A 26,828-nucleotide genomic window follows, 5' to 3' on the forward strand; every position below is an offset into this window, starting at 1 on the left:
ATCGGACGACGTCGTGACGACGGAAGCGGCCCCCCACCCGAAGGTGAGGGGCCGCCTCTGTTCAGCGGATGCCGCGGATCAGACCTCCTGGCGACGGCGGCGCACCAGCACCGCGCCGAGGATGATCAGCGCGCCGGCGCCGGCGAGCAGCGTGACCAGCGGGGCGGACTCGCCGCCCGTGTTCGCGAGCTGCGCGTTGTACTCGACCGTGATCGGGATGCGGAGATCCTCCTGGCCGGCGGTCTCGACGACCAGCGTGTGCTGGCCGGGCTCGAGGTCGTCGGGGATCGACACCGTGAACGAGATCACGCCGTCGGCGTCTGCCGCGGGGATGCCCTCGATCACGATCGGGTCGCTGTACAGCGTGGCCGTGACCCGCTGACCGGGCGTGAGGCCCGACAGCGTGACCTGCACGTCGCCGCCCTGGAGGACCGTGCCGGCGCTGATCTCGACCTGCGCCCAGCTCTCGCCCTCATCTCCGTCGCCGGTCCCCGGGAGGGTCGGCTGCGGCGACGGGGCGGGTCCGTCGGTCGGCTCGGGGGAGGGGCCGTCGGTGGGCTCCGGCGTCGGGGTCGGCTCCGGGGTCGGGGTCGGCTCCGGCGTCGGGGTCGGCTCCGGGGTGGGGGTCGGCTCCGGGGTGGGGGTCGGCTCCGGGGTCGGAGTCGCGCCGGTCACCTCGACCGCACGTCCCAGCTCGGCCGGGGTGACGACCTCGCGGCTCGCGAAGTACGCGACCGTCGCCGTCAGGTCGACCTGGCCGGTGTCGGTGCGGTCGGTGCCCTTCGCGAAGGTGGCGAAGCCGTCACCGCCCGCGGCGAGGAACGAGTTGGTCACGACCGTGAAGGTGTCCGTGGGGGCGATCGTCTTGCCCTGGTAGGTCATCTTCGTGATCTGGCCCGCGCGGCCGACCGTCTCCTTGGGGAGCGGCTCGACCTCGGTGTACTCGTACGCGAAGCCGTCCGAGATGCCCAGGTGCAGCTTGGGACGGTCGCCCGTCGCCTTCCACTGCTGCTCCAGGATCTCCTCGAGCTGCGCGCCCGTGAGGGTCACGGTCACGAGCGTGTTGGCGAACGGCTGCACGCCCGCGGCCTGCTTGAAGGTCACGGTGCCGTCCGCGCCGCGGAGAAGGTCGGCCCGCAGACCGCCCGGGTTCATCAGGGCGATCTGTGCGGGAGTGCCGGCGTAGTCCTCGTTGGACGCCGCCCAGAGGTACCAGTCCGCGACCGCGTTGCCGAGGGTCGACTCCACGCCGCGGTCGGATCCCTGCGTGCCGCCTCGCAGCAGGTCGGCGCTGATCTTGCCGACCTTCACAGCGCCCTTCACGTCGGCGATCGCCACAGCGTCGGCGACGATCTTCTCGACCGCCGCATTCGCGGTGACGTCGACCGGCTTCGGCACGAAGGTGCGCCCGGTGATGTCGACGAGCTCCTTCGAGGTGCGGTCGACCGTGAGCTGGAGCTCTCCGAGCGCCTTTCCGTACTCTGCGGCCTGGATCACCGGACGCTGGCGGTCGGTGCCCGGGACGGGTACGTCGCAGGCGTACGTCTGGTGCGTGTGCGCCGAGACGATCGCGTCGATCGTCGCGTCCGCGCCGCGGACGAGCTTCCCGAACGGCGACGGGTCGGAGGCGACCGCGGTGCACTCGTTCGACACCGACGTGCCGGAGTGGGTCAGCAGCACGACGACGTCGGCGAGGTCGCCTGACTCGATCTTCCCGGCGACGCGGTTGGCCGCCTCCAGCTGATCGCCGAACTCGATGTCCGCGATGCCCGACGGGGTCACCATCGTGGCGGTGTCCGGGGTCACCGTGCCGATGAAGGCGACGCGGACGCCGTCGACCGTCTTGACGGTGTACTCGGGGAGCGCGGGGGTCTTCGTGCCTTTCTCGTAGACGTTCGCGCCCAGGGCGAAGTCGAGCCCGGCCGCACGCTCGGCATCCGTCGGGTCGCCCTCGCCGTCGTGCCCGCCGAAGCGGGGGATGACGCGGTCGGTGAGATCGGCGAAACCAGCGTCGAACTCGTGGTTGCCGACGGCCGACACGTCCAGGCCCGAGGCGACGAGAGCGTCGATGGTCGGGTCATCGTTCTGGATGAACGAGGTGAAGGTCGACGCGCCGATGTTGTCACCGGCCGACACGAAGAGGGTGTTCGGGTTGTCCCACCGCTGCGCGTCGACGACGCCGGCGAGCTTCGCGGCGCCGAGCTCGCCCGATGTGCCGGACTCGAGGCGCCCGTGGAAGTCGTTGATCGTCAGGATGTCGATGTCGATCGGGTCGAGGGCATCCGTGATCTCGAACACCGTGGTGGTGCCGGAGACCTCGTTGCCGACCGCGAGCAGGGGGACGCCGTTCGGCGACTCGTCCGCGGGGATGAAGGCGATGCTCTCCGGACCGAGGTCCCCGGCCGCGGGCGTCGTCACGTCAGCACTGAAGTCGCGGTTGTTGACGTAGGTGACGTATCCCGGCGCGGCGGGGTCGGTCACGTCGTAGGCGATCACGCCGCCCACGCGCTCGAAGCCGACGAACGCGTACGAGCGCCCGCTCAGCGTGCCGATGGTGACGGCCTCCGGCTCGGGACCCTTGTCGTCGCTGCGACCCTCCAGGTTCGTCTCGGAGTGGTTCGAGTTGAAGAACGAAGGCAGGGCTTCCGCGGTGACCTGCTCGAAGCTCGAACCCGAGTCCCAGACGAGGTCTCCGTCGGTCGTCCAGATCGAGAAGGACCGTCCGCCGAAGGCGTACAGCTCCTCGTAGCAGGTGCCGGCCTCGTTGAGTCCGTTCGCGGTGGTGACGTTCAGGCGTCCGAGGTCGGCGTCGCCCAGCTTGCCCTTGAGGGGGCTGTCGTCGCAGACGGGCAGAAGGCCCTTCTTCCCGAGATCCTTCGTGCGAGCGGGCTCGACGTAATCGCCCCACTCGCGGGCGTCACCCTCGTTCGCGGTGACGAGGTAGGTCTTGCCGCCGACCGTGTACGAGTCGATCGCGTCGGGCATGTAGATGCCCTTGAGGCCGGGGTAGGTGCGCAGCTCGACCTTCCCGTCGCGGTCGCTGGGATCGAGCGCGTTCGCGGCGAGACCGTGGTCCTTGAAGCCGAGGGCGTGGATGTCGGTGACCGTCGCCGATGCGAGGTCGACCTCGGCGATGGCGTTCGCCTCCTGCAGCGTCGCGTAGGCGGTGCCGCCCACGACCGTGATGTATTCCGGCTCCAGGTTGCGGCTGACCGGGTGGTCGTCGCCGTGCGGGGTCGGCCCGAAGACGCGGACGTCGGGATCGAGCGCCCCGGCTGCCTCGAACGCATGGAAGTCCGCCGTGCGGACCGCGCTCTGGGTCGCGGCGGCCTTGGTGGTGGGCAGGGCGATGACCGAGATGGATCCCTCCGGGTCGACGCTGAAGTCGTCCGTGGGCTCGCCCTCGTTGGCGACGACCGCGTGGGCACCGTCCTCAGAGACGGTCACCATGTCGGGCAGAGCGCCGACGTTCACGGTGCCGAGGCGTGCGGTGTCTGCGGTGGCGGCATCCGCGTCGAAGAAGACGAGGTGGCCGGCGTCGGTCTTGACGGGCGCCTCGACCGCGATGACGCCGAGGCCGTCTTCACGGATGGCGACGGAATTCGCGACGCCGGTGGAGGCGATCGAGAAGAGCTTCTCGGGCGCCTGCGGGTTGCTGTTGTCGAGCACGTCGACGACACCCGCCTTCGCGTTCACCACGAAGAGACGATCGTTGTGGGCCTTCACGATCTCGGCGGCGGACTCGTCGAAGACGCCCGTCTCGTACGAGCCGATCGGGGTGAGCGTGAGGGCGGGGGAGTCGCCGGTGTGGGCGACGGGCTCGTCCACGATGGCCGCTGTCGCCGCAGGGATCGCGGTGACGGCCAGCGTGCAGGTGAGTGCCGCGGCAGCGCCTATGGCGAGGGCGCGCGCGACGGGACGACGGAAAGCATGCGAAGGCATCGGATTCCTCTAGGTCGGGATGGGGCGCGAGATGCGCTCCTCCGTCCTACCGAGGCGCGGTGTCCGCCTCGTGCGATCCAGTGGACGGCAGGTGAACGATCGGCATCCGATCCGTGTCGGGCAGCATCTGCGACGATGAGGGCATGACCGATTACCAGACCATCGTGACGGCGGCGCGAGGACGCGTCGGCTGGATCACCCTGAACCGACCCGAGGCGCTGAATGCACTGAACGTGCAGGTCATGCGCGACGTGGTGGATGCCGCGGAGGCGTTCGACGCGGACGCCGGGATCGGCGCGATCGTCGTGACAGGCAGCGACCGGGCCTTCGCCGCGGGCGCCGACATCAAGGAGATGGAAGCGCTGAGCGGCAGCGAGATGCTGATGGGCGACCACTTCGGAGGGTGGGCCCGCTTCGCGGCGGTGCGCACGCCCGTCATCGCCGCGGTGTCGGGCTATGCGCTCGGCGGGGGGTGCGAGTTGGCGATGATGTGCGACATCATCCTGGCGGCGGACACCGCGACGTTCGGGCAGCCGGAGATCGGCCTCGGTGTGATCCCGGGGATGGGCGGCACGCAGCGGCTGACGCGCGCGGTGGGGTCGTTCAAAGCGGCCGAACTCATCCTCACGGGGCGTCACTTCGGGGCGGAGGAGGCGGAGCGCGCCGGGCTCGTGTCGCGAGTGGTGCCGGCTGCCGACCTCCTCGACGACGCGCAGCGGACGGCGGAGGCGATCGCGGCGAAGTCGCTGCCGTCGCTGTACGCCGCCACCGAAGCGCTCGATGTCGCGTTGGAGTCGACGCTGGCGGAGGGCCTGCGCTACGAGAAGCACGCGTTCGCGGGACTGTTCGACACCGCGGACCAGAAGGAGGGCATGGCCGCCTTCCGCGAGAAGCGCGCACCCGGGTTCACGCACCGCTGAGGGCTGCGCTTGCGGCTCCGCTCTGTCGCGCAACGTGTGAGAGCGCCGACTGGTGCCGAAAGCGCCGCCTCTTGCCCAGCTTTACCCGCCGCTCTCGGCACGAAGCGGCGCTCTCGCGAGCGGCGGTGCGCGACGGCCTCTCGGGGCACTGCGGGGCGTGATTGCATGGTTGCGTGACTGATCGCGCCGCAGACGAGCTCCCCGAGCGCGTCCGGCCCGCAGACGAGCTCCCCGAGCCCGACCGCGACGCCCTCATCCCCGCGGTCGCCGCGCGGTTCGTGGCGGCCACCGATGCCCTTGACCTCGATCCCGCGCAGCGTGATGCGGTCCAGGCGATCGCCGCTGCGACGACGGGCAACGTGTACCTCTGGGGCGGCGTCGGTCGTGGCAAGTCGATGCTCGCCGAGCGGTACCTGGCGGCCTTTCTGCCCGAGCCGGTCCTCCGCCTGCACCTCAACGAGCTGTTCCGTCGGCTGCAGGCCGAGCTGGTCCGCGACTGGAAGGCCCCCGCCATCGTGCTGCGCCGCCTCCTGCACGGGGTGCGTGTCCTCTTGGTCGACGAGTTCCATGTGCATGATGTCGCGGATGCCGTGTACCTCGAGGCGCTGCTGAATGTCACCGCCGACGACGGCATCCTCCTCATCGCGACCAGCAACTACGCACCCGCCGACCTCCTCCCCGATCCGCGACTCCATGACCGATTCCTCCCCGCGATCGCGCGGATCGAGTCGTCCTTCGCCGTCGTCCCGATCGGCGACGGTCCCGATCACCGGACCTCCGGCGCCGACGCGCACACGCGGTTCGCCGCGGGTATCTGGCACGCCAGCCCGGCCGCGGATGCGCCGCCCGCCGACGCCGGCGTGGTGCTGCGCGCCGACGGCATCCCGCTGCCGGCACTCTCTGCGGAAGGCGCGCAGGTCACGTTCGACTTCGCTGACCTGTGTGAGGCGCCCGTCGGCGTGCGGCAGTATCAGTGGCTCGCCGACCGGTACTCCGAGCTCACGCTCCGGTCCGTGCCCGACCTCGCCACGGTGCGCCGCGAACCCCTCATGCGCTTCACAACCCTCGTCGATGTCCTCTACGACCACGACGTGCGATTCGTCGTTCACGCGCATGCGCCGTTCGACACCCTGCGCCGGGCCGCGCACGTTCCTCCCGACGCCGACCGGGCGCTCAGCCGACTCCGCGCGCTCGGCGCGTGACGCGTGGGACCGAACTGCTCGCCCCGTGACACTGCGTCCCGCGGACGCCGACCGTAGACTCGGATGCGATGTCGAGGAGGAGTCAATGAAGATCGTCGTCCTGGTGAAAGAGGTGCCGGACACGTACGGCGACCGCAAGCTGGATCTCGAGACGGGGCTGGCCGACCGTGGCGCCTCCGAGCGTGTTCTCGACGAGATCGGCGAGCGTGCGCTCGAGGTGGCGCTGTCGTACGCAGAGAAGGACGCCGACACGGAGGTCGTCGTCATGTCGATGGCCTCGGATGCCGCGACGGCGTCGATCCGCAAGGGTCTCGCGATGGGCGCGGCGTCGGCTGTCCACATCGTCGACGAGGCGCTCGCGGGCGCTGATCTCGGTGTCACCGCCCGCACGCTGGCCGCCGCGATCACCCGCACCGGCTTCGACCTCGTGATCACCGGCAACCTGTCGACGGACGGCGCCGGCGGCGTGCTCCCGGCCATGCTCGCCGAGCACCTCGGCGTACCCCAGGCGACCGCGCTCTCGTCCGTCGAGATCTCCGCCGAGTCCGTCCAGGGAACGCGCGCCACGGACTTCGGCACCGCCCGCGTCACCGCGGAACTCCCTGCGGTGATTTCCATCACCGAGGCGCTCCCGGACGCCCGCTTCCCCAACTTCAAGGGGATCATGGCGGCGAAGAAGAAGCCGTTCGAGACGCTGACGCTCGCCGACCTCGGCGTCGACGTCGACCCCGGGGCCGCGCCTCAGTCGATCATGACGACCATCGCCGAGAAGCCGCCCCGCACCGCCGGGGTCAAGATCACCGACGAGGGGGATGCCGGCGAGAAGCTGGCCGCCTACCTCATCGAGAACCGACTGGTCTGAGGAGCACCGCGATGACCGATTTCGCTGCAGATTCCGTCCTGGTGTGGCTCGATGTCACCCCCTCCGGCGACCTCGCCGCGTCGGCCGCCGGCCTCCTCGGCGCCGCCGCACGCGTCGGCTCGCCCGTCGCGCTGATCGTCGCCGACGAGTCGCGTCACGCCGCTCTCGCCGAGGCCGCCGGTCAGCGCGGCGCGGCGACCGTGCTCGTCTGCGGGCTCGGGGGCGCCGACACCGCGCTCACGGTGCCCGTCGTCGACGCGCTCGCCGCGGCATCCGCTCTCGTCCAGCCCGATGCGGTGCTGGTGTCGAACTCGATCGAGGGGCGCGACGTCGCCGGCAGGTTCGCGGCGCGCACGTCCGCGGCGCTGTGCGTCGACGCCGTCGGTGTCGCACGCGACGAGGAGGGTGTGCTCGCGGAGCACTCCGTGTACGGCGGCGCCTACACGGTCACCGGTGCGGCGACCTTCGGGCCGCTCGCGGTCACGGTGCGTCAGGGCGCCGTCGAGCACCGCGCCGAGGCGGTCACCGCGCCGCGGGTGGTGCCGCTCGAGGTGACGGCATCCGGTGCGCCGGCGGCCACCATCACGGGGTTCGAAGAGGCGACCGTCACCTCGACCCGTCCGGAGCTGCGGGGAGCGGCGAAGGTCGTCTCGGGTGGTCGTGGTCTGGGGTCGGGCGAGAAGTTCGCCCTCGTCGAGCAGCTCGCCGATGTGCTCGGCGCGGCGGTCGGTGCGTCGCGCGCCGCGGTCGACGCCGGCTACGTGCCTTACTCGTATCAGGTCGGCCAGACCGGCGTCTCGGTCTCGCCGCAGCTGTACATCGCGCTCGGCATCTCGGGTGCCATCCAGCACAAGGCCGGCATGCAGACGGCGAAGACCATCGTCGCCGTGAACAAAGATGGAGATGCGCCGATCTTCGACATCGCTGATTTCGGCGTCGTCGGTGACGTGTTCACCGTGGTGCCGCAGCTGATCGCGGCGCTCGAGGCGAAGAAGAAGTAGGAGCGGGATGGCGACGAACGCACGCACCGTGCGCCGAGGCCTGCCGCGCGCCAGCGGCGGGGAGCCCTGGCCCCCGGCGGACACCGACGCGCCGGCGACCGACGTCGCGTCGGCCGACGCGCCCGTGGTCGCCGCCGCTGCTCCGGAGACGGCTGCTGTTGCGGGGACGGCTGCTGCTCAGGGGACGGCCGCCGGTCCGGGGACGCGGGATGCCGCCTCCGATGCGGGGAGTGCGCATGGCGCGTCCCCGGAGGGTCGCGTGCGCCGAGGGCTTCCGCGTGAGGCCGGCGGCGAGCCGTGGCCTCCGGTGTCGACGGTGGATGCCGCGGCGTCCGCCCCCGCCGTCGTCGCGCCTGCTGCGCCTGACGCGCCCGCGCCGTCCGGCGCACCGGCCTCAACGACGGCCCCCGGTCACTCCGCGACTGCCTCCGCGGCCGGGGTCCGCCGCGGCTTGCCGCGTGCCGCCGGGGGAGAGGCGTGGCCGCCCGCCGGAACGACGCCGGCATCCGGCCGCGCCGATGCCGCCGAGTCGGCGCGCGCCGCAGCGGCCCCGACCGACGCGGCCGCACCCGCGGCTCCCGAATCGGCGACACCCACGTCTGCCGCCGCAACCGCCCCGACCGACGCGACTGCACCCGCCCCGACCGACACCCCCGAGCCGGCAACACCCATGTCTGCCGCCGCCGCGGCATCCCCTGCTACCACCCCCGAACGGGCAGCGCCCGCCGCCGCTCCCGAACCAGCCACGCCCGCCACCCCGGCGGAACCGCCCGCGCCGCTCTTCGAGCGTCCGATGGCCCACGCCGGTGTCGCCCGGCGCCCCGCGCCGCGGCCCGAGCCGGCGCGCATCGGACCCTTCACGAAGCTGCAGTGGGCCGGCATCGTCGTCCTCGGCGGCGCGGCCCTGCTGTACATCGCGGCGATGGCCGTCCTCGCGGTGCGCTGGCTGTTGAGCCTCGAGCCGCTGCAGGACTTCCTCGTGACCTACCCGGGCGAGTATCACCTCCCCGATTCCGCGCCGGTCGGCTTCCCCGCCTGGCTGAACTGGTCGCACTTCCTGAACGCGTTCTTCATGGTGCTGATCATCCGGACCGGCCTGCAGGTCAGGTCGGAGAAGCGCCCGTCTGCGTTCTGGATCTCGAAGAAGAACCGCAAGCGCAAGATGAGTCTCACGCTGTGGCTGCATCAGGCGCTCGACATCCTGTGGCTCGTCAACGGCGTGCTGTTCGTCGTCCTGCTGTTCGCGACGGGTCAGTGGATGCGGGTCGTGCCGACCTCGTGGGAGGTGTTCCCCAACGCGCTGTCCGCGGCACTGCAGTACGTGTCGCTCGATTGGCCGACCGAGAACGGCTGGGTGAACTACAACTCGCTGCAGCAGCTCGCGTACTTCACGACCATCTTCATCGCGGCGCCGGTCGCGGCGATCACCGGCTACCGCATGAGCGCGCTCTGGCCGAAGCAGGCGACGAAGCTGAACGAGCTGTATCCCGTCGAGTGGGCGCGGAAGCTCCACTTCCCGACGATGCTGTACTTCGTCGTGTTCATCGCGGTCCATGTCGCCCTGGTGCTCTCGACCGGCGCCCTCCGCAACCTGAACCACATGTACGCCGCCCAGGGCTCGGCCGACCCCGGTGCCTACGCCGGCAACTGGACCGGCTTCTGGCTGTTCGCGCTGTCGCTCGCCGTCATCGTCGGTGCGTACGTCGCGATGCGCCCGATGGTCGTCGCGCCGATCGCGCGCCTGTTCGGCAACGTCAGCGGTCGCTGACCCGCGTAACCACCCGCGCACAGTCCGACGGCGCGGCATCCGAGTCGGGATGCCGCGCCGTCGAGTCTTGCGATCGTGCGTCAGCGCACGAAGCGGACCTCCGTCAGCGTTTCGCCGAGGAACGGTTCGGTGTGGGTTGCGCCGTCGAGGGCGAAGCCGTTGCGGACGTAGAACCGGTGGGCGCGAGGGTTGTCCTCGGCGACCCACAGGTACAGGTCGGTGTCGTCCTCCGGGACGACGGCGTCGAACAGCCGCTGGCCGATGCCGGTGCCGTGCCACGCGTCGAGGAGGTAGATGAAGTACAGCTCGCGCAGTCGCGGAGCGTCGCGGTCGCGGGCGGGGCCCGAGCCGGCGAAGCCCACGATCTCGCCCTTCACGAGGGCGGCGACCATGTGGAACTCGGGTCCCTGCTGTGCCCAGTGGGTCCAGAGCTCCGCCAACCGGCGGGCGGAGACGTTCTCGAGCGCGGCCTTGCTGATGAGGTGGTCGTAGGTCTCGTGCCAGCACGTGGCATGGACGCGGCCGAGGGCCTCTGCATCCACATCGCGAACGGGACGGACGACGATGTCGGTCTGGAGTTCGGCTTCCATGGCCAGACTCTACGCACGGCCTGCGGGATCGTGAAATCGGTACGGATGCCGTCGTTGTCGCGCCTGGAGCGCTGTCGGCATCCGACAACGGATTCGCCGCCCGGTGGTGAAGTGCTACTAGGCTCGCGCCTCGTGAACGTGTGGTGGCGAACCCTTCTGACCCTGATGCGCGCGCGAGTGCTCTACCGCCGGCGCGGCCCCGTCGCCCCCGACACGGTGGGGCGGATCCGGCTGCGCACGCTGCCCACCGACATCGACCTGCTCGGTCACATGAACAACGGCCGGTACGCGTCGCTGTTCGATCTGGGGCGGTTCGACCTGCTGACCCGCACGGGTCTCTGGCAGGCGATGAACGAGCGCGGCTGGTACGGCGTGGTGGCGAGCGAGAGCGTCTCGTTCCGCAAGTCGCTGCAGCTGTGGCAGCGGTTCACGGTCGAGACCCGCATCATCGGGCACGACGACAAGGCGGTCTACCAGATGCACCGCGCCGTCGTGGACGGCGAGATCTACGCCGAGATGGTGTTGCGGGTCCGCTTCCTCCGCCGTGGCGGCGGGATCGTGCCGATGGAGGAGCTGTTCGACGCCCTCCACCGCCCCGACACCCTCGCACCGCTGCCGCAGTGGATCGTCGATTGGGCGGCCGGTTCGCAGCTCCCCTCCACGCGGGTCGACGCCCCCAGCATCTGGCCCTGAGCGTGTCCCGCCCGGGCGTGGCGGTGCGCGCCTAGGCTGTCGCTCATGTCGGACAGTTTCGTCGCGCCACAAGCGCCCTCCTCCGACCTCGCCGAGCGGGCCATCGCCCTCGCGGAGCGTTGGGTCGCCGAATCCGCCGAGGTCAGTGTCGACCCCGCCGCCGAGCGTCTGGCGGGGGTGCTGAAAGACCCGAACGGCCTGCCGTTCACCCTCGGCTTCGTCGACGGGGTGATGCGGCCCGAGTCGCTGACAGCGGCGGCATCCAATCTTCAGCGTGTCGCGCCGCTCGCGCCCGGGTTCCTGCCCTGGTATCTGCGGGCCGCGGTGCGCACGGGCGGCGCGGTGGCCCCGTACCTCCCGTCGCCGGTCGTGCCGATCGCGCGGCGGGTGCTGCGCGAGATGGTCGGTCACCTCATCGTCGATGCGCGCCCCGACAAGCTCGGTCCGGCGCTCCAGCAGCTGCGGGAGTCGGGCGCGCGCCTGAACCTCAACCTGCTGGGCGAGGCCGTGCTGGGCGAGGGAGAGGCGCTGCGCAGGCTCGAGGGCATCCACGAGCTCGTCCGCCGCGACGACGTGGACTACGTCTCCGTCAAGGTGTCGGCGATCGCCAGTCACCTGTCGATGTGGGCGTTCGACGAGATCGTCGAGCGCGTGGTCGAGCGGCTGCGACCGCTGTACCTGTCGGCGGCGGAGGACGGGACGTTCCTCAACCTCGACATGGAGGAGTACCGCGACCTCGACCTGACGATGGCCGTCTTCATGCGGGTCCTCGACGATCCCCGCCTCAAGAACCTCGAGGCGGGCATCGTCCTGCAGGCGTATCTGCCCGACGCGCTCCCCGCGCTGCAGAAGCTGACGGCGTGGGCGACCGATCGCGTCGCCGCGGGCGGTGCGCGCATCAAGGTGCGCCTGGTCAAGGGCGCGAACCTCGCGATGGAGCACGTCGACGCGGTCATGCACGATTGGATGCCGGCGCCGTATCCGACCAAGCTCGACACCGACGCGAACTACGTCCGCTGCCTCGATGAGGCGCTCCGCCCCGAGAACACGGCCGCCGTGCGCATCGGTGTCGCCGGCCACAATCTCTTCCACATCGCGTACGCCTGGGAGCTCGCGCGCGAGCGCGGTGTTCGCGATGACATCGAGGTGGAGATGCTCCTCGGCATGGCGCAAGGGCAGGTGCAGGCTGTCGCCCGAGAGCTCGGACACGTGCTCCTGTACGTCCCCGTCGTGCGTCCCGACGAGTTCGACGTCGCCATCAGCTACCTCGTCCGTCGCCTCGAGGAGAACGCCTCCAGCGAGAACTTCCTCTCCGCGGCCTTCGACCTCGCCTTCGACCGGTCGATGTTCGTGCGGGAGCGCGACCGATTCACGGCATCCGTGGACCGAGCCGCCGACCGTGCGCTTCCCGTCGGGCCCCGGCGCACGCAGGACCGGACCTCGTCAGATGCGGGGGTCGACGCGCTGACGCGGCCTGCGGCCTCCGGCGGAGCGCGCGGTGCGGACAGCGACCCGACGCCGGACGCGGGCGGACTCACCGCCGCCGTGCTCGGCATCGCACGTGGCAGGGACGACGGCAGCGCCCTCGACATCTTCGAGGGCGACGAGACGCAGCCGGCCATCCCCGACGGGCGCCCCGAGCTCTTCGGCGGCGAAGCGTTCGTCGAGACCGCGGTGTTCTCGTCGCGGGAGTCGTCGGTCGCCGCCGGCGCGCCGGGCTTCCGCAACACCGCCGACACCGACCCGGCGCTGCCGGCGAACCGTGCCTGGGCGCGCGAGGTGCTCGGACGGATCTCGTCCTCCACAGCCGGTGACGCCACGCTCGCCGCCGCACGCCTGAGCACCGAGCCCGAGCTCGAGGAGGCGATCGCGAAGGTCCGCACCGCGGCCGATCGATGGGGCTCGCTTCCGGCGGCCGACCGGGCCGCGGTCCTGCTCGGGGCGGCGCGATCGCTGGAGGCGCGCCGCGGCGAGCTCATCGAGGTCGCCGCCTCCGAGACCGGCAAGGCGCTCGCCGAGGGCGACGTCGAGGTCAGTGAGGCCGTCGACTTCGCTCGCTACTACGCGTCGACCGCGCGCGAGCTCGACAGCATCAGCGGCGCCGTCTTCGTTCCGGCGACGATCACCGTCGTCACGCCGCCGTGGAACTTCCCGGTAGCGATTCCCGCCGGCGGCGCACTCGCGGCGCTCGCGGCGGGATCGGGCGTCGTGTTCAAGCCGGCGCCGCAGGCCCGGCGGTGCGCGGCGGTCGTGACCGAGGCGATCTGGGAGGCCCTCGACGACGCGGGCATCGGGCGTGAGATCCTCACCCTCGTCGACATCGATGAAGGCGAGCTCGGGAAGCAGTTGATCAGCCACCCCGACGTCGACCGTGTCGTGCTGACGGGGTCGTTCGAGACCGCCGCCCTCTTCCGTTCGTGGCGCCCCGACCTCGCGATGCAGGCCGAGACGAGCGGCAAGAACGCGATGATCCTCATGCCCTCGGCCGATCTCGACCTCGCGGCATCCGACGTCGTCAAGTCCGCCTTCGGGCACGCCGGACAGAAGTGCTCCGCCGCGTCGCTGGTGATCCTGGTCGGACCGGTCGCGCGGTCGAAGCGGTTCTCGCGACAGCTCGTGGATGCCGCGCGGTCGCTGCGGGTGGGGTCGCCGAGCGACCCGCTCACCGAGGTCGGCCCGTTGGTCGAGCCGCCCGCCGGCAAGCTGAAGTGGGCTCTGACGACCCTCGACGACGGCGAGCAGTGGCTCGTCGAGCCGCACGAGGTCGAGTCCGCCGAGCACCCCGGACGCCTGTGGACCCCCGGCATCCGCACGGGTGTCGCGCCCGGCTCGCGCGTGCACCTCGAGGAGTTCTTCGGACCGGTGCTCGGCGTCATGCACGCGCGTTCGCTCGAGCACGCGATCGAGCTTCAGAACGCGGTGGCCTATGGCTTGACCGCGGGTCTGTACACCCAGGATCCGGGTGATCTCCACACGTGGCTCGACCGCGTCGAGGCCGGCAATCTCTACGTCAACCGGGGGATCACCGGCGCGATCGTGCAGCGTCAGCCGTTCGGCGGGTGGAAGCGGTCCTCGGTCGGCGGCGGGTCGAAGGCAGGCGGACCGAACCACCTGCTCGGGCTCGGGTCGTGGCGTGCCACCTCGGTCGCCGGGCAGTCCTCGACGCTGCACCTGAAGGGCCTGGACAGCTCGATCACCGCTGTCATCGAGGCGGCGCAGCCGGCCCTCGGGTACGACGCCTTCGAGTGGCTGCGCCGTGCGGCACTCACCGACGCGGTCGCGTGGGATCGCACCTTCGGCAAGGTCGCGGACGTGTCGCAGCTCGGGGTGGAACGCAACCTGTTCCGTTACCGCCCGGCATCCGTCGAGATCCGAGCGACGGCGGATGCCACCCGGCAGGCGCTCCTGCGCGTGGTGGTGGCGGCCGTCCGGGCGACGACGGCGTTCACCGTCAGCACGCCGGAGGGTCTTCCGGCCACTGTCCGACAGGCACTGTCGGAGCTGGACGTCCCGGTGTTCGTCGAGACGGACGAGCAGTGGATCTCGCGGATGTCGGCCGTGCCGTCGGGGGATGCCCCGGCGCGGCGGGATCGGGTGCGGCTGGTCGGACCGGCGGAGAGCGTGCGAACCCTGCGACGCGATCTCGCGGCGGCCGTCGCCGGCGACCCCGACCTGGCGATCTACGCCGACGAGGTGACGCAGGCGGGCCGCATCGAGCTCCTCCCGTTCCTGCGCGAGCAGTCGATCACCATCACCGCGCACCGGTTCGGCAACCCCGATCGCTGGAGCGAAGAGGTCATCTGACTCCGGCGCCTGAGGAAAACAATTTATCTTTCTGGTGAATGGATCTCGCTGCCGTCAGTCTGAATCCAGCGCTGCTGGGGAGCGCGCCGCGGACGACTCGTTCCAGTTCGGCTGTGCCGACGAGTCTGCGAGACATGACACACCGGGGGGAGTGTCGCCCGGAGATGGGGATCGCGATCCTCGTCTCCGGGCATCTCATGTTCGGGATGCCGCGCGTCCGCCGTCCGAGTCGTCGTCCGGCACCATGAACCCGGCGACGAGCGACCGCACCGCCAAGCCGAGCAGGGTCCACTCTCCGCTCGGCATCCCGTCATCGCCGTCCAGGTCGTACCGCGGATGCTCGAGTCCTTCGAGCGCGCGGATCGCGAAGCCCTCGGCGATCGCGGCGAGGGCTTCAGAGAAGTCCTCGATGGTCACGCCGCGCCGCATCCGCATGCCGTAGGCGTCCATGAGGCGCTGATACAGCTCGGAGAACGCCTCGACCGATTCGCGATGCCGTTCGTGGCTCGCCTCGGTGAGCTCGGGCCACGTGTCGGCCGTCGTCCGCAGCGCCAGGGCGATGAGGAACGACTGCGCGTCGAGGAGGTCGGTCGGGTCGGCCATGTCGAGGGTCGCGGTCCGCACGTGCGCCAACGCCGCCGCGTTGATGACGTCCTCGCCCGACGCGCCCGACGCCATCAGATCGGCGACGGCCGCCTGCATCGCGTCGGCCGGTCCGATGACTCGCATCCGCATCATCGCCACCGCCAGATCGCGGTGGAAGTCGGACTGATCCGCCCACAGCCGATAGGCGGCGCCGGTGGTGAGTCCGGTCCTGCGGAGCACGTCCTGCAAGCGGATGTGCTGCACGCCGGCGCTCACCCCGCGCTCCAGCAGCATCTGCATCCCCGTGCGCAGGAGGAGCGTCCTGGTCTGTTCCCCGGTGCGACGAACCATGCTGGCATCCTGTCATCCCCCCGAGGGTGCCGGTGCTGATGAGCGCGGATCGGCCCGCCCCCGGAAGTCCGATGCGCCGAACCCTCGGACATCGCCACGCTCTCTGGCATGATGTGAATCGGCGTGCCCGGGTCGTCGGCTTCGAACAGCTCCGCCGGGCCTCTGGACAGCGTCCGCCGCCCCTTATCCCGAGGAGCGATCCATGTCCACGCAGAACGAGACCGTCGCCGAGACGCAGGCACCCGCCCGCACGGCGCAGCACCGGCGCTACCTGATGTGCCGGCCCGAGCACTTCACGGTCAGCTACCGCATCAATCCCTGGATGGAGCCGACCAAGCCCACCGACACCGCCAAGGCGGTGCGCCAGTGGCAGGACCTCTACGACACCTACGTGTCCCTCGGTCACGAGGTTGAGCTCATCGATCCCGTGCCCGGCCTTCCCGACATGGTCTACACGGCCAACGGCGGCTTCATCATCGACGGACGCGCCCTCGGCGTGAAGTTCCGCGTCCCTGAGCGCAGCGGCGAAGAGCGTCCCTTCATGGACTGGTTCGCGGCGAACGGGTTCGACGTGGTCGAGCCCGTCGAGGTGCAGGAGGGCGAAGGAGACTTCCTCCTCGTCGGCGACACGATCCTCGCCGGCACCGGCTTCCGTTCGGTCGGCGACAGCCACCGCGAGCTCGGCGAGGTGTTCGGCCGCGAGGTCGTGTCGCTGCGCCTCGTCGACCCGCGGTTCTACCACCTCGACACCGCGATCACCGTCCTCGACCCCGTCGAGGGCCCGGGCGGGGTCGACCGGGCCAACATCGCCTACCTGCCGAGCGCCTTCGACGACGAGTCGCAGCGCATCCTCGCGGAGCGGTACCCCGACGCGATCCACGTCTCCGACGAGGACGGTGCCGTCTTCGGGCTGAACGCCGCCAGCGACGGCAAGCACGTGTTCATCTCGCCCCGCGCGACCGGCTTCGCCGCCCAGCTCGCCGAGCGCGGGTACACGCCCGTCACGGTCGACCTGTCCGAGCTCCTGCTCGGGGGCGGCGGCATCAAGTGCTGCACCCTCGAGCTGCGGGGAGGCCGGCGATGACCGAGACGGCCCTCGAGACCGCGACAGCCGACATCATCGGCGCCGAAGAGCAGCACGTCGCCCACAACTACCACCCGCTGCCGGTCGTCGTCTCCCGCGGCGAAGGATCGTGGGTGACCGACATCGAGGGGCGCCGCTACCTCGACCTGCTCTCCGCCTACTCGGCGCTGAACTTCGGGCACCGGCATCCCGCACTGGTGGCCGCCGCGACCGAGCAGCTCGGGCGACTCACCCTCACCAGCCGCGCGTTCCACAACGACAAGCTGGGATCGTTCGCCGCCGCCCTGTCCGACCTGTCGGGCAAGGACATGGTTCTCCCGATGAACACCGGTGCGGAGGCCGTCGAGACGGGCATCAAGGTCGCGCGCGCCTGGGCGTATCGCGTCAAGGGCGTCGCGCCGGATGCGGCGAGGATCATCGTCGCCGCCGGCAACTTCCACGGTCGCACGACGACCATCGTCGGGTTCAGCGACGACCCGCAGGCGCGCGACGGCTTCGGCCCGTACGCCGGCGGATTCACGATGGTGCCCTACGGGGATGCCGCGGCCCTGGAAGCCGCGATCGACGAGAACACCGCCGCCGTCCTGATCGAGCCCATCCAGGGAGAGGGTGGTGTGATCATCCCGCCGGACGGCTACCTCCGCGCCGTGCGCGAAGCGTGCACCGCGAACAACGTCCTCTTCATCGCCGACGAGATCCAGTCCGGCCTCGGGCGGGTGGGGACGACCTTCGCGTGCGACCGCGAAGGTGTCGTTCCCGACCTGTACCTGCTCGGCAAGGCCCTCGGCGGCGGCATCATCCCGCTCTCAGCGGTGGTGGGCGACCGCGACGTGCTGGGCGTCATCCACCCCGGCGAGCACGGCTCCACGTTCGGCGGCAACCCGCTCGCCGCCGCGGTGGGCACGACGGTCGTCGAGATGCTCGCCTCGGGCGAGTTCCAGCAGCGGGCGCTCGCACTCGGCGAGCACCTGCAGGCGCAGCTGGAGTCCCTCATCGGTTCCGGTGTCACCGCGATCCGCGTGGCGGGCCTCTGGGCGGGTGTCGACATCGACCCGGCGGTCGGCACCGGGCGCGAGGTGGCGGAGAAGCTCCTCGCCCGCGGCGTGCTCGTGAAGGACACGCACGGTCAGACGATCCGCATGGCGCCGCCGCTCGTGATCCGATCGACCGAGATCGACTGGGCGATCGAGCAGCTGAAGGTGGTCCTCGCCGGCTGAGACGCGGCATCCGTGGGCCGGAGTGTCAAGGCTCACGGGCCGAAACACTCCGGCAACAGGGCCCGGGCTAGGCTCATCGCATGGGTGACCTGTTCGACGGATACGGCTCCACGCTGGCGCCGCGGAAGACCCCCTCCGGGGTGCCCGCATTCGACGAGATGTTCGCCGAACCCGCGCATGCCGGGGTCGCCGCGGAGTCGCGATCGTCGTACCGGGAGCTGTACCAGGCCCTCGCGCAGATGACGCAGGAGGAGCTGCGCGGTCGCACCGAATCCCTGGCCAGCTCGTACCTCGCACAGGGCGTTACGTTCGACTTCGCGGGGGAGGAGCGACCCTTCCCGCTCGACGCGGTCCCTCGCGTCATCGCCTACGACGAGTGGTCGCGGGTCGAGAAGGGCGTGCAGCAGCGCGTCCGGGCGCTCGAGGCCTTCCTCGACGACGCCTACGGCCACCAGCACGTCGTCCGCGACGGCGTGCTCCCGGCGAAGCTCATCGCGTCGTCGCAGTACTTCTACCGGCAGGCCGCCGGCATCCGCCCCGCCAACGGCGTGCGCATCCAGGTCGCCGGCATCGACCTCATCCGCGACGAGCACGGCGAGATGCGGGTGCTCGAAGACAACGTGCGCGTGCCCTCGGGCGTCAGCTACGTCATCTCCAACCGCCGCGTCATGGCGCAGACCCTCCCCGAGCTGTTCGTCTCGATGCGAGTGCGCCCGGTGGGCGACTATCCGAACAAGCTGCTGCAGGCGCTGCGCGCCTCGGCACCTCCGGGTGTCGACGACCCCAACGTCGTCGTCCTGACCCCGGGCGTCTACAACTCGGCGTACTTCGAGCACACGCTGCTGGCGCGGCTCATGGGTGTCGAGCTCGTCGAGGGGCGCGACCTCGTCTGCCAGGGCGGGCGCGTCTTCATGCGCACGACGCGCGGCCCGCGACGCGTCGACGTCATCTACCGCCGCGTCGACGACGACTTCCTCGACCCGCTGCAGTTCCGGGCCGACTCGATGCTCGGGGCGCCGGGGCTCATGCTCGCGGCGCGCCTGGGCAACGTCACGATCGCCAACGCGGTGGGCAACGGCGTCGCAGACGACAAGCTGCTCTACACCTACGTCCCCGACCTGATCCGCTACTACCTGGCCGAGGAGCCGATCCTCAAGAACGTCGACACCTGGCGGCTCGAGGACCAGGGAGCACTGGAGGAGGTGCTCGACCGGCTCGACGAGCTCGTCGTGAAGCCCGTGGACGGCTCCGGCGGGAAGGGCCTCGTCGTCGGTCCCGACGCGAGCCGCGCCGAGCTCGACGCCTTGCGGACGAAGCTGCGGGCCGACCCGCGCGGATGGATCGCGCAGCCGGTCGTCATGCTCTCCACGATCCCGACGCTCGTCGAAGACGGCATGCGACCCCGTCACGCCGACCTGCGACCGTTCGCGGTCAACAACGGCGACGAGGTGTGGGTGCTTCCGGGCGGACTCACTCGCGTCGCGCTCCCGGAGGGGCAGCTCGTCGTCAACTCCAGTCAGGGCGGCGGCTCGAAGGACACCTGGATCGTCGGCGGCGACGCGCCCTCGCGGGGCGAGTACGGCGGCAAGCATCCGTCGCTGGCGGGGCTCGTCGCAGAGCAGGCCACGCCCACCTCCGCGATCCCGATCATCTACGACGCGCAGGACGAGCCGACCCACTCGCCGCAGGATCGCCCCCGCAGCACGCACGAGCAGCAGGAACAGCAGCAGCAGGGCCGCGACGCCGCGGCATCCGCCACGACATCGCTGACCGCGAGACAGCAGTCACAGCCCGAGACATCGGCCCTTGACCGCGGTCTCGGGTCGGGACTGCAGTCTCGCGGAATCGGATGCCCCGACGGGGGTGGGCCCTCATGCTGAGCCGCATCGCGGAGTCGCTCTTCTGGATCGGCCGCTACATCGAGCGCTCCGACGGGACCGCCCGCATCCTCGACGTCCACCTCCAGCTGCTCTTGGAGGATCCGTGGATCGATGAGGACACCGCCTGCCGTTCGCTCATGGGAGTCATGGGCACGGCGCCCGATGCCGGGGCGGACACCGTCACCCGCGCCGACGTGCTCACGCACCTGGCCGTCGACCGCTCCAACCCGTCGTCGATCGCGTACTCCCTGCAGGCCGCTCGCGAGAACGCACGCCGCGCGCGAGAGATCGTCTCCACCGAACTGTGGGAGACGCTCAACACGACCTTCTCGCGGATGCCGCGGCGCCTGAATGACGAGAAGGTCCACGAGTTCTTCCAGTGGGTGCGCGAGCGGGCTGCGCTCGCCGTCGGCGTGACCGACAACTCGACCAGCCACGACGAGTCGTGGCAGTTCTTCACCCTCGGCCGCGCGATCGAGCGCACCGACATGACCGCGCGCATGCTCGCGACGAGGTCGCTCACCGAGGCGTCAGGTCCGTCGTGGACGACGATCCTCCGGTCGTGCGGCGCCTACGAGGCCTATCTGCGGACCTATCGAGGGATGCCGAGCTCGCAGAACGCCGCGGAGTTCCTCCTGCTCGACCGGCTCTTCCCGCGATCGATCATCCACTCGATTCAGACCGCGGAGCGCTGCATGAGTGCGATCGACCCCGTCGCCGATCGCGTGGGCCACTCCAACACCGTCCTGCGCGCCCTCGGCCGCATCCGCGCCGAGCTCGAGTACCGCCCGATCGAGGAGGTCCTCGCCGAGCTCCCCGAGCACATGCAGAGCGTGCAGTCGGTGACCCGGGAGGCGTCCGAAGCCATTCGCGGCCGGTTCTTCCCGACGCACGCCGAGCCGAACTGGATCGGAGAGACCTCATGAAACGCCTCCGCATCGAGCATTCGACCGGGTTCGACTACCCGGGCAACGTGGGCGCCTCGTACAACGAGGCGCGGATGCTGCCCACCACCAGCGACAGCCAGTTTGTCCTCAGCTCGCAGCTCGACATCGAGCCGTCGACCGCCGTCAACTACTACGTCGACTACTTCGGCACGAGGGTCGCGGCCTTCGATGTACTCGCCGCGCATTCCGAGCTGCAGATCACGGCGCGCTCGCTCGTCGAGGTGCGCGCGCGGCCGCTCACCCATCCAGACACCACGTGGGAGGCGCTCGCCCGCGACGCCCAGCGTTCCATCGGGACGGTGGAGATGTTGGGGCAGACGGCCCGGACGGCGCCCCACGAGGAGGTCGCCGCGATGGCGGCATCCATCGCCGCACAGCATGAGAACCCGTCGCAGGCGGCGCTCGCCATCGCCACCGCTGTGGGTGAGGCGGTCGAGTACGTGCCCGGGTCCACCGAGGTGCATTCGACGGCGGCGGACGCCTGGAGCGAGCGCAAGGGCGTCTGCCAGGACATGGCGCACATCGCGCTCGGCGCGCTGCGCTCGGTCGGCATCCCCGCCCGGTACGTCTCGGGATACCTCCACCCGAACCCGAACGCCGAGGTCGGCGTGCCGGTCGTCGGCGAATCGCACGCGTGGATCGAGTGGTACGCCGGGTCATGGCACGGCTTCGACCCGACGAACGATGCCGAGATCGGCGATCGTCATGTGACCGTAGGGCGCGGACGGGACTACAACGATGTGCCGCCCCTGCGAGGCGTCTACGCCGGTCCCTTCAAGAGCAAGCTCGCCGTGCAGGTGACGATCACCCGCGAGGCCTGAGCCGCACGCGCGAGCGACCCTTCGTGCCGAGAGCGCCGCGTGATGACCGGTGCGGGGCGGCGCTGTCGGCACAAACCAGCGCTCTCGCGAGTCGGGGACGCGCGAGCCGGCGGTCACACGCGAAAGCGCGCGCGAGAGCCGGGCGTCAGGCGGGGCTGTCGTCGGGGTCGAGCGACTTCAGCATGTCGTCCTCAACCGCGTTGTCGGCGTCGAGCTGTTCCTCGGTGGTCTCGTCGCCGCCGGTGGGGTTGTCCTGCTCGGGTGTGCGGTCGTCGTGTGCAGCCATGGCCGTCACGCTACGCCTCGCGCCCCGCCGGCTCCGCCCCCTTGACAGCCGAATCAGGCCAGACGGACCCGTTCGAAGAGGTCGTCGTCGCCGACCTGGCCGCCCTTCAGGAGCAGCTGCACGACCCGATCGCGACGACCGTCACCGCCGGCTGAGTCGCGTCAGCGCCGTGCGCTCTCGTTGTCGGGCACGCGGATCGGTGTCGTCGCGGCGACCTCGTCGCTGAACTCCTCCGGGGCGACGACCGTGATGGGTCGCGTCTCGTCGATCGTGAGCGCGAAGCGCCTCGTCTCGTGACGGTGGAGGCGCCCCGAGACGATCAGCCACGTCAGGCCGATGCCGAACGCGACGAGGGCCGCCCCCGCGCCGAGCAGGATCGCCGCGCGCGGGCCGAATGCGTCGGCGGCCCACCCCACGATCGGGGCGCCGAACGGCGTCCCGCCCATGAGGATCGCCATGTAGAGCGCGAGGACCCGGCCGCGGAGCGCCGGTTCTGTCGTCGTCTGCACGTAGCCGTTGGCGGTGGTGAGGGTGGTCACGGTGGCGAAGCCGATGAGCATGAGCGTCACGGCATACAGGCCGTAGAGCGGGGCGATGGCCGAGAGCACGGATGCCGCGGCGAACAGCCCCAGCCCCACGATCACCAGGCGCAGGCGGGCACGGTCGCGGCGCGCGGCGAGGAGGGCTCCGGCGAGGGATCCGACCGCGAGGATGGAGCTCAGGATGCCGTAGCCGTCGGCTTCCTGCCCGAACTCGATCGCCATCGTCGAGGCGAGGATGGGGAAGTTCATGCCGAACGCGCCGAGCAGGAACACCATCACGAACGTGACGACGAGGTCGGGGCGTCCCCACACGTAGCGGAGTCCGTCGGCCATCCGTGCCGCGCTGCGCATCTTCGGCCGCGGTGCCAGCTCGTTCGCGCGGATGAGGATGAGCGAGACGAGCATCGCCATGAAGGTGACGGCGTTGAGCAGGAACACCCAGCCGGTGCCGACGGCGACGATCACGAACCCGGCGACGGCGGGGCCGATCATGCGCGCGGTGTTGAAGGATGCCGCGTTGAGGGCCACCGCGTTCGAGGCGTTCTCGCGGGCGACGAGGTCGGAGACGAACGCCTGTCGGGCGGGGTTGTCGAACGCGGCGACGATGCCGAGCCCGAAGGCGAACGCGTACATTGTCCAGAGGTTCATGACGCCGACGAGCAGCAGCACACCGATGATCAGCCCGAGGACCATGAGCAGGCCCTGGGTGACGAACAGGAGGCGGCGGCGGTCGAAGCGGTCCGCGACCCAGCCCGTGACTCCCACCAGGAGGAGGGGCGGGGCGAACTGCAGGGCCATGGTGATGCCCATGGCGGTCGCGTCGTTGTCGGTGAGCTGGGTCAGCACGACCCAGCTGAGTGCGGTCGCCTGCATCCAGGCGCCGACGTTCGAGACGAGCGCGCCGATGAACCAGACGCGGTAGTTGAAGACGGAGAAGGAGCGGAACATCGCCGGCGACGACCGGCGGGCGCGGGAAGCGGTGGTCATCGGGCGGCGACCTCCTGCATGATCGCGGCGGCCTTCGCGAGCGTCGCGCGCTGCGGGGCGGAGAGGTCGGCGAACGCCGCCTCCAGCCAGGAGTCGCGCCGGCGCACGGTCTCGACGACGACGTCGCGTCCGGCGTCGGTGAGGTCGATGATCACCTTCCGGCGGTCGGCGTCATCGGGGGTGCGGGTGAGGTAGCCCGACTCCTCGAGTCCGTTGACCGTGCGGTTCATCGAGGGGGCAGAGACGCGCTCGCGGTCGGCGAGCTCGCCGAGGGTGTGCGGGCCGTGGATCTTCAGGCCGGCGAGGACGGCGAACTGCGCGTCGCTCATGGTGTCGACGGCGCGTTGCGAGCGGAGTCGGCGTGCGAGTCGGAAGGTGGCCATGCGGAAATCGGATGCCGCGTGTGCAAGATCGTCCGAGGCCGCGTCCAGAGTGGTGGGGGAAGGAGAGCTGCTCATCGTTTTCGTTAGCTTAGCTCATTAGTCTGGCTAATGGCTCGGAACGGGATGCCGACCGCCCCTAGGATTCGGGTCATGCCCGAGTTCATCGATGCACATGGCATCGCGATCGTCTACGACGTCCACCCCGCGGTCGGCACCCCCCGCGGCGTCGTCCAGCTCCTCCACGGCGTCGGCGAGCACGCCGGCCGGTACCCGAAGGTCATCGAGGCTCTCACCGCCGACGGTTTCACCGTCTACGCCGACGATCACCGCGGTCACGGACGCACCGGCATCCGGCAGCACGACGGAGACACGGCCCGGTTGGGGCGGCTGGGTCCGGGAGGCCTGCGCGCCGCAGTCGCTGCCTGCCGCACGCTCACCGACATCATCCGCGACGAGAATCCCGACCTGCCGCTCGTGCTTCTCGGGCACTCGTGGGGCTCCTTCCTCGCGCAGATGCTCCTGGACGACCGTCCCGACGCGTACGACGCCGTCGTGCTGTCGGGGTCGGCGCTGCGCTGGCCCGGGTCATTGAATGCGGCGCCGCTGAACAAGCGGTGGGCGGGACCGGCGGCCACCGGCGTGGAGTGGCTCTCCACCGACGCGGAGGTCGGGAGCGCGTTCCTCGCCGATCCGCTCACCACGACCGTCCCGCTGCTGAAGCTCTTCGGGCCGATCGACGCCGCACGTCTCTACGGGCGCCCCGCCCGCGACCTCGGCGTCGACATCCCGGTCCTCCTGATGGTGGGTCGCGACGACCCGGTCGGCGGCCCGCGCAGCGTGCACCGCTTGGCCGATGCGTACCGCAGCCGTTCCGGGCTGACCGATGTGACGACCCTCGTCTACCCCGATGCGCGCCACGAGATCTTCAACGAGCACTCGCAGGCCGAGGTGCGCGCAGACCTGTCGGCCTGGCTCGACGCGCGCATCCCACGACGCGACTGACCGTAGGGCCGAGGGGGCCAGGGTTCTCTGCGGGGGCCAGAATGGACTCATGCACGGCGAGTACAAGGTTCCTGGCGGCAAGCTGGTCGTGGTCGACCTCGATGTGGCCGACGGTCGCATCGCGGACTTCCATCTGGCGGGGGACTTCTTCCTCGAGCCCGACGACGCGCTCGCCGACATCGACGCGGCCGTCACGGGGCTGCCGGTCGAATCCGACGTCGCCGCGATCGCCGCGGCCGTGCGTTCGGCGCTGCCGGCGGGTGCCCAGCTGCTCGGGTTCACTCCCGAGGCGGTCGGAACCGCGGTGCGTCGCGCGCTGATCGTCGCACCCGGGTGGAGCGAGTTCGACTGGGAGATCATCCACGAGAAGGCCGTCTCCCCGGCGATGAACCTCGCCCTCGACGAGGTGCTCACCACGCGTGTGGGCGACGGGCGTCGCACTCCGACCCTGCGCATCTGGGAGTGGGACGAGTCCGCCGTCGTCATCGGCTCGTTCCAGTCGCTGCGCAACGAGGTCGACCCCGACGGCGCCGCGCGCCACGGGTTCGAGGTCGTCCGCCGCATTTCCGGCGGCGGCGCCATGCTCATGGCCGCCGGCTCGATCGTCACCTACTCGCTGTACGTGCCGTCGGAGCTCGTGGCGGGGATGACGTTCGCCGACTCGTACGCATACCTCGACGATTGGGTGCTGCACGCGCTGCGCTCACTCGGCATCGAGGCGACCTACCAGCCGCTCAACGACATCGCCTCCCCGAAGGGGAAGATCGGCGGGGCGGCGCAGAAGCGCCTCGCGAACGGCGGGGTGCTCCACCACGCGACTCTCAGCTACGACATGGACGGTCAGGTGCTGACGGAGGTCCTCCGCATCGGGCGGGAGAAGCTGTCGGACAAGGGCACCGCATCAGCGGCCAAGCGAGTGGATCCGCTGCGCAGTCAGACCGGCCTGCCCCGCGCGGAGATCATCGAGCGCCTGAAGCAGACCTTCGCGTCGATGTACGGCGCGCAGCCGGGCTCGATCTCCGACGAGGAGTACGCCGAGGCGCAGGCACTCGTCGAGTCGAAGTTCTCGACGGACGCGTGGCTGCGCCGCGTGCCGTGAGCGTCGACATCCACCTCGGAGACAATCTCGACGTCGCCCGTCGTCTGCCCGACGCCTCGTTCGCGCTCGTCTACCTCGACCCGCCGTTCAACACGGGGCGCACGCAGGAGCGCGCCATCGAGTCCGCCACCCGCGCGGCATCCGATCTTCCTCCGCTCGTGCCCGATCCCGCCTCGCCGGTGAAGGGCGGGTTCCGGGGTGCGTCGTACGCCCGCACCCGGGGCGCCCTGCGACTGTACGACGACCGGTTCGACGACTATTGGGGCTTTCTCGAGCCGCGGCTGCGCGAGGCGTGGCGGCTGCTGAAGGACGACGGCACCCTGTATCTGCACCTCGACTACCGCGAGGCGCACTACGCGAAGGTCATGCTCGATGCGGTGTTCGGGCGCGAGTGCTTCCTCAACGAGTTGATCTGGGCGTACGACTACGGCGCGAAGTCCCGCAAGCGCTGGCCGAGCAAGCACGACACGATCCTCGTGTATGTGAAGGATCCGGGTGCGTACTTCTTCGACTCGGATGCCGTCGACCGTGAGCCCTACATGGCTCCGGGGCTCGTCACGCCCGAGAAGGCCGCGCGGGGGAAGCTGCCGACCGACGTCTGGTGGCACACGATCGTGCCGACCTCCGGACGGGAGAAGACCGGGTATCCGACGCAGAAGCCCGAGGGGATCCTCCGGCGCATCGTGCAGGCGTCGAGCCGGCCGGGGGACCGTGTGCTCGACCTGTTCGCGGGATCCGGAACGACCGGTGCCGTCGCGCACGCGCTCGGGCGCGACGCCGTCCTCGTCGACCACAGTCCCGACGCCCTGGCGGTGATGCGCGCCCGGCTGCCGGAGGCGCACGTGGTCTCCTGAGCCGCTGC

21 protein-coding genes are annotated in these 26,828 nt (G+C 70.6%); 15 read left to right on the plus strand and 6 right to left on the minus strand.

The genetic code is table 11. The features are described 5' to 3' along the window. Window positions 1-78: 78 nt before the first annotated feature. Window positions 79-3,942, minus strand: a complete 3,864-nt coding sequence (locus tag BKA24_RS03660) for a choice-of-anchor I family protein (RefSeq protein WP_184215219.1) — start codon at window positions 3,940-3,942, stop codon at window positions 79-81. 143 nt (window positions 3,943-4,085) lie between these two features. Between BKA24_RS03660 and BKA24_RS03665 the strand changes: the two genes are divergently transcribed. The 5 genes from BKA24_RS03665 (at window position 4,086) to BKA24_RS03685 (ending at window position 9,695) form a co-directional block, all read left to right on the plus strand. Beyond that, a complete protein-coding gene (locus BKA24_RS03665; protein ID WP_184215222.1) occupies window positions 4,086-4,862 on the plus strand; it encodes an enoyl-CoA hydratase-related protein in 777 nt (258 codons plus the stop codon). 173 nt (window positions 4,863-5,035) lie between these two features. Beyond that, on the plus strand, window positions 5,036-6,064 hold the full coding sequence (gene zapE, locus BKA24_RS03670) for a cell division protein ZapE (RefSeq protein ID WP_184215225.1): 1,029 nt from the start codon (window positions 5,036-5,038) through the stop codon (window positions 6,062-6,064). A gap of 85 nt (window positions 6,065-6,149) precedes the next feature. Further along, the gene (locus BKA24_RS03675; protein WP_184215228.1) at window positions 6,150-6,926 is read left to right on the plus strand and encodes an electron transfer flavoprotein subunit beta/FixA family protein; all 777 of its coding nucleotides are present in this window, start codon (window positions 6,150-6,152) and stop codon (window positions 6,924-6,926) included. A gap of 11 nt (window positions 6,927-6,937) precedes the next feature. Continuing rightward, a complete protein-coding gene (locus BKA24_RS03680) occupies window positions 6,938-7,927 on the plus strand; it encodes an electron transfer flavoprotein subunit alpha/FixB family protein (protein WP_184215231.1) in 990 nt (329 codons plus the stop codon). Window positions 7,928-7,934: 7 nt separating this feature from the next. Beyond that, window positions 7,935-9,695, plus strand: coding sequence for a cytochrome b/b6 domain-containing protein (locus BKA24_RS03685; protein ID WP_184215234.1), 1,761 nt, complete (start codon window positions 7,935-7,937; stop codon window positions 9,693-9,695). Between the two features lie 80 nt (window positions 9,696-9,775). Here the strand turns inward: BKA24_RS03685 and BKA24_RS03690 are convergent, their stop codons facing one another. After that, window positions 9,776-10,285, minus strand: coding sequence for a GNAT family N-acetyltransferase (locus BKA24_RS03690; protein WP_184215237.1), 510 nt, complete (start codon window positions 10,283-10,285; stop codon window positions 9,776-9,778). A 165-nt stretch (window positions 10,286-10,450) separates the two neighbouring features. Between BKA24_RS03690 and BKA24_RS03695 the strand changes: the two genes are divergently transcribed. Then, window positions 10,451-10,978, plus strand: coding sequence for an acyl-CoA thioesterase (locus tag BKA24_RS03695; protein WP_184220390.1), 528 nt, complete (start codon window positions 10,451-10,453; stop codon window positions 10,976-10,978). Window positions 10,979-11,023: 45 nt separating this feature from the next. After that, a complete protein-coding gene (locus BKA24_RS03700) occupies window positions 11,024-14,782 on the plus strand; it encodes a proline dehydrogenase family protein (RefSeq protein ID WP_184215240.1) in 3,759 nt (1,252 codons plus the stop codon). Window positions 14,783-14,977: 195 nt separating this feature from the next. Here BKA24_RS03700 and BKA24_RS03705 read toward each other — a convergent pair whose 3' ends face one another. Beyond that, window positions 14,978-15,718, minus strand: coding sequence for a hypothetical protein (locus BKA24_RS03705; protein WP_184215244.1), 741 nt, complete (start codon window positions 15,716-15,718; stop codon window positions 14,978-14,980). A gap of 202 nt (window positions 15,719-15,920) precedes the next feature. Between BKA24_RS03705 and ddaH the strand changes: the two genes are divergently transcribed. From ddaH to BKA24_RS03730, 5 genes are all read left to right on the plus strand, one after another. Further along, entirely contained in the window at window positions 15,921-16,802 is an 882-nt protein-coding gene (gene ddaH / locus BKA24_RS03710; protein WP_184215248.1) for a dimethylargininase, read from the plus strand. Then, window positions 16,799-18,019: an ornithine--oxo-acid transaminase gene (gene rocD / locus BKA24_RS03715; RefSeq protein WP_184215252.1), complete on the plus strand. Its 1,221-nt coding sequence runs from the start codon at window positions 16,799-16,801 to the stop codon at window positions 18,017-18,019. Before ddaH ends, rocD begins: the two co-directional genes overlap by 4 nt. A gap of 80 nt (window positions 18,020-18,099) precedes the next feature. Then, window positions 18,100-19,899 (plus strand): circularly permuted type 2 ATP-grasp protein, encoded by a 1,800-nt coding sequence (locus BKA24_RS03720; RefSeq protein ID WP_246367004.1) that lies wholly within the window; start codon window positions 18,100-18,102, stop codon window positions 19,897-19,899. Then, window positions 19,893-20,825 (plus strand): alpha-E domain-containing protein, encoded by a 933-nt coding sequence (locus BKA24_RS03725; RefSeq protein ID WP_184215255.1) that lies wholly within the window; start codon window positions 19,893-19,895, stop codon window positions 20,823-20,825. Before BKA24_RS03720 ends, BKA24_RS03725 begins: the two co-directional genes overlap by 7 nt. Then, window positions 20,822-21,667, plus strand: coding sequence for a transglutaminase family protein (locus BKA24_RS03730; protein ID WP_184215258.1), 846 nt, complete (start codon window positions 20,822-20,824; stop codon window positions 21,665-21,667). Before BKA24_RS03725 ends, BKA24_RS03730 begins: the two co-directional genes overlap by 4 nt. A gap of 145 nt (window positions 21,668-21,812) precedes the next feature. On the opposite strand, the gene BKA24_RS03735 is transcribed toward BKA24_RS03730, so the two are convergent. The 3 genes from BKA24_RS03735 to BKA24_RS03745 form a co-directional block, all read right to left on the minus strand. After that, window positions 21,813-21,953, minus strand: coding sequence for a hypothetical protein (locus tag BKA24_RS03735; RefSeq protein WP_184215261.1), 141 nt, complete (start codon window positions 21,951-21,953; stop codon window positions 21,813-21,815). Between the two features lie 161 nt (window positions 21,954-22,114). Continuing rightward, window positions 22,115-23,482 (minus strand): MFS transporter, encoded by a 1,368-nt coding sequence (locus BKA24_RS03740; protein ID WP_246367006.1) that lies wholly within the window; start codon window positions 23,480-23,482, stop codon window positions 22,115-22,117. After that, on the minus strand, window positions 23,479-23,940 hold the full coding sequence (locus tag BKA24_RS03745) for a MarR family winged helix-turn-helix transcriptional regulator (protein ID WP_184215264.1): 462 nt from the start codon (window positions 23,938-23,940) through the stop codon (window positions 23,479-23,481). Before BKA24_RS03745 ends, BKA24_RS03740 begins: the two co-directional genes overlap by 4 nt. Window positions 23,941-24,015: 75 nt before the next feature. On the opposite strand from BKA24_RS03745, the gene BKA24_RS03750 reads away from it, so the two are divergent. From BKA24_RS03750 to BKA24_RS03760, 3 genes are read left to right on the plus strand one after another with little or no spacing between them, the layout of a single operon-like run. Then, window positions 24,016-24,867 (plus strand): alpha/beta fold hydrolase, encoded by an 852-nt coding sequence (locus tag BKA24_RS03750; protein ID WP_184215268.1) that lies wholly within the window; start codon window positions 24,016-24,018, stop codon window positions 24,865-24,867. A gap of 49 nt (window positions 24,868-24,916) precedes the next feature. Continuing rightward, window positions 24,917-25,966, plus strand: coding sequence for a lipoate-protein ligase LplAB (gene lplAB / locus BKA24_RS03755; RefSeq protein WP_184215271.1), 1,050 nt, complete (start codon window positions 24,917-24,919; stop codon window positions 25,964-25,966). Further along, window positions 25,963-26,820 (plus strand): DNA methyltransferase, encoded by an 858-nt coding sequence (locus BKA24_RS03760; protein ID WP_184215275.1) that lies wholly within the window; start codon window positions 25,963-25,965, stop codon window positions 26,818-26,820. Before lplAB ends, BKA24_RS03760 begins: the two co-directional genes overlap by 4 nt. Window positions 26,821-26,828 lie beyond the last annotated feature (8 nt).

It is taken from the genome of Microbacterium marinum, from assembly GCF_014204835.1.
Taxonomy (GTDB): Bacteria; Actinomycetota; Actinomycetes; order Actinomycetales; family Microbacteriaceae; genus Microbacterium; species Microbacterium marinum.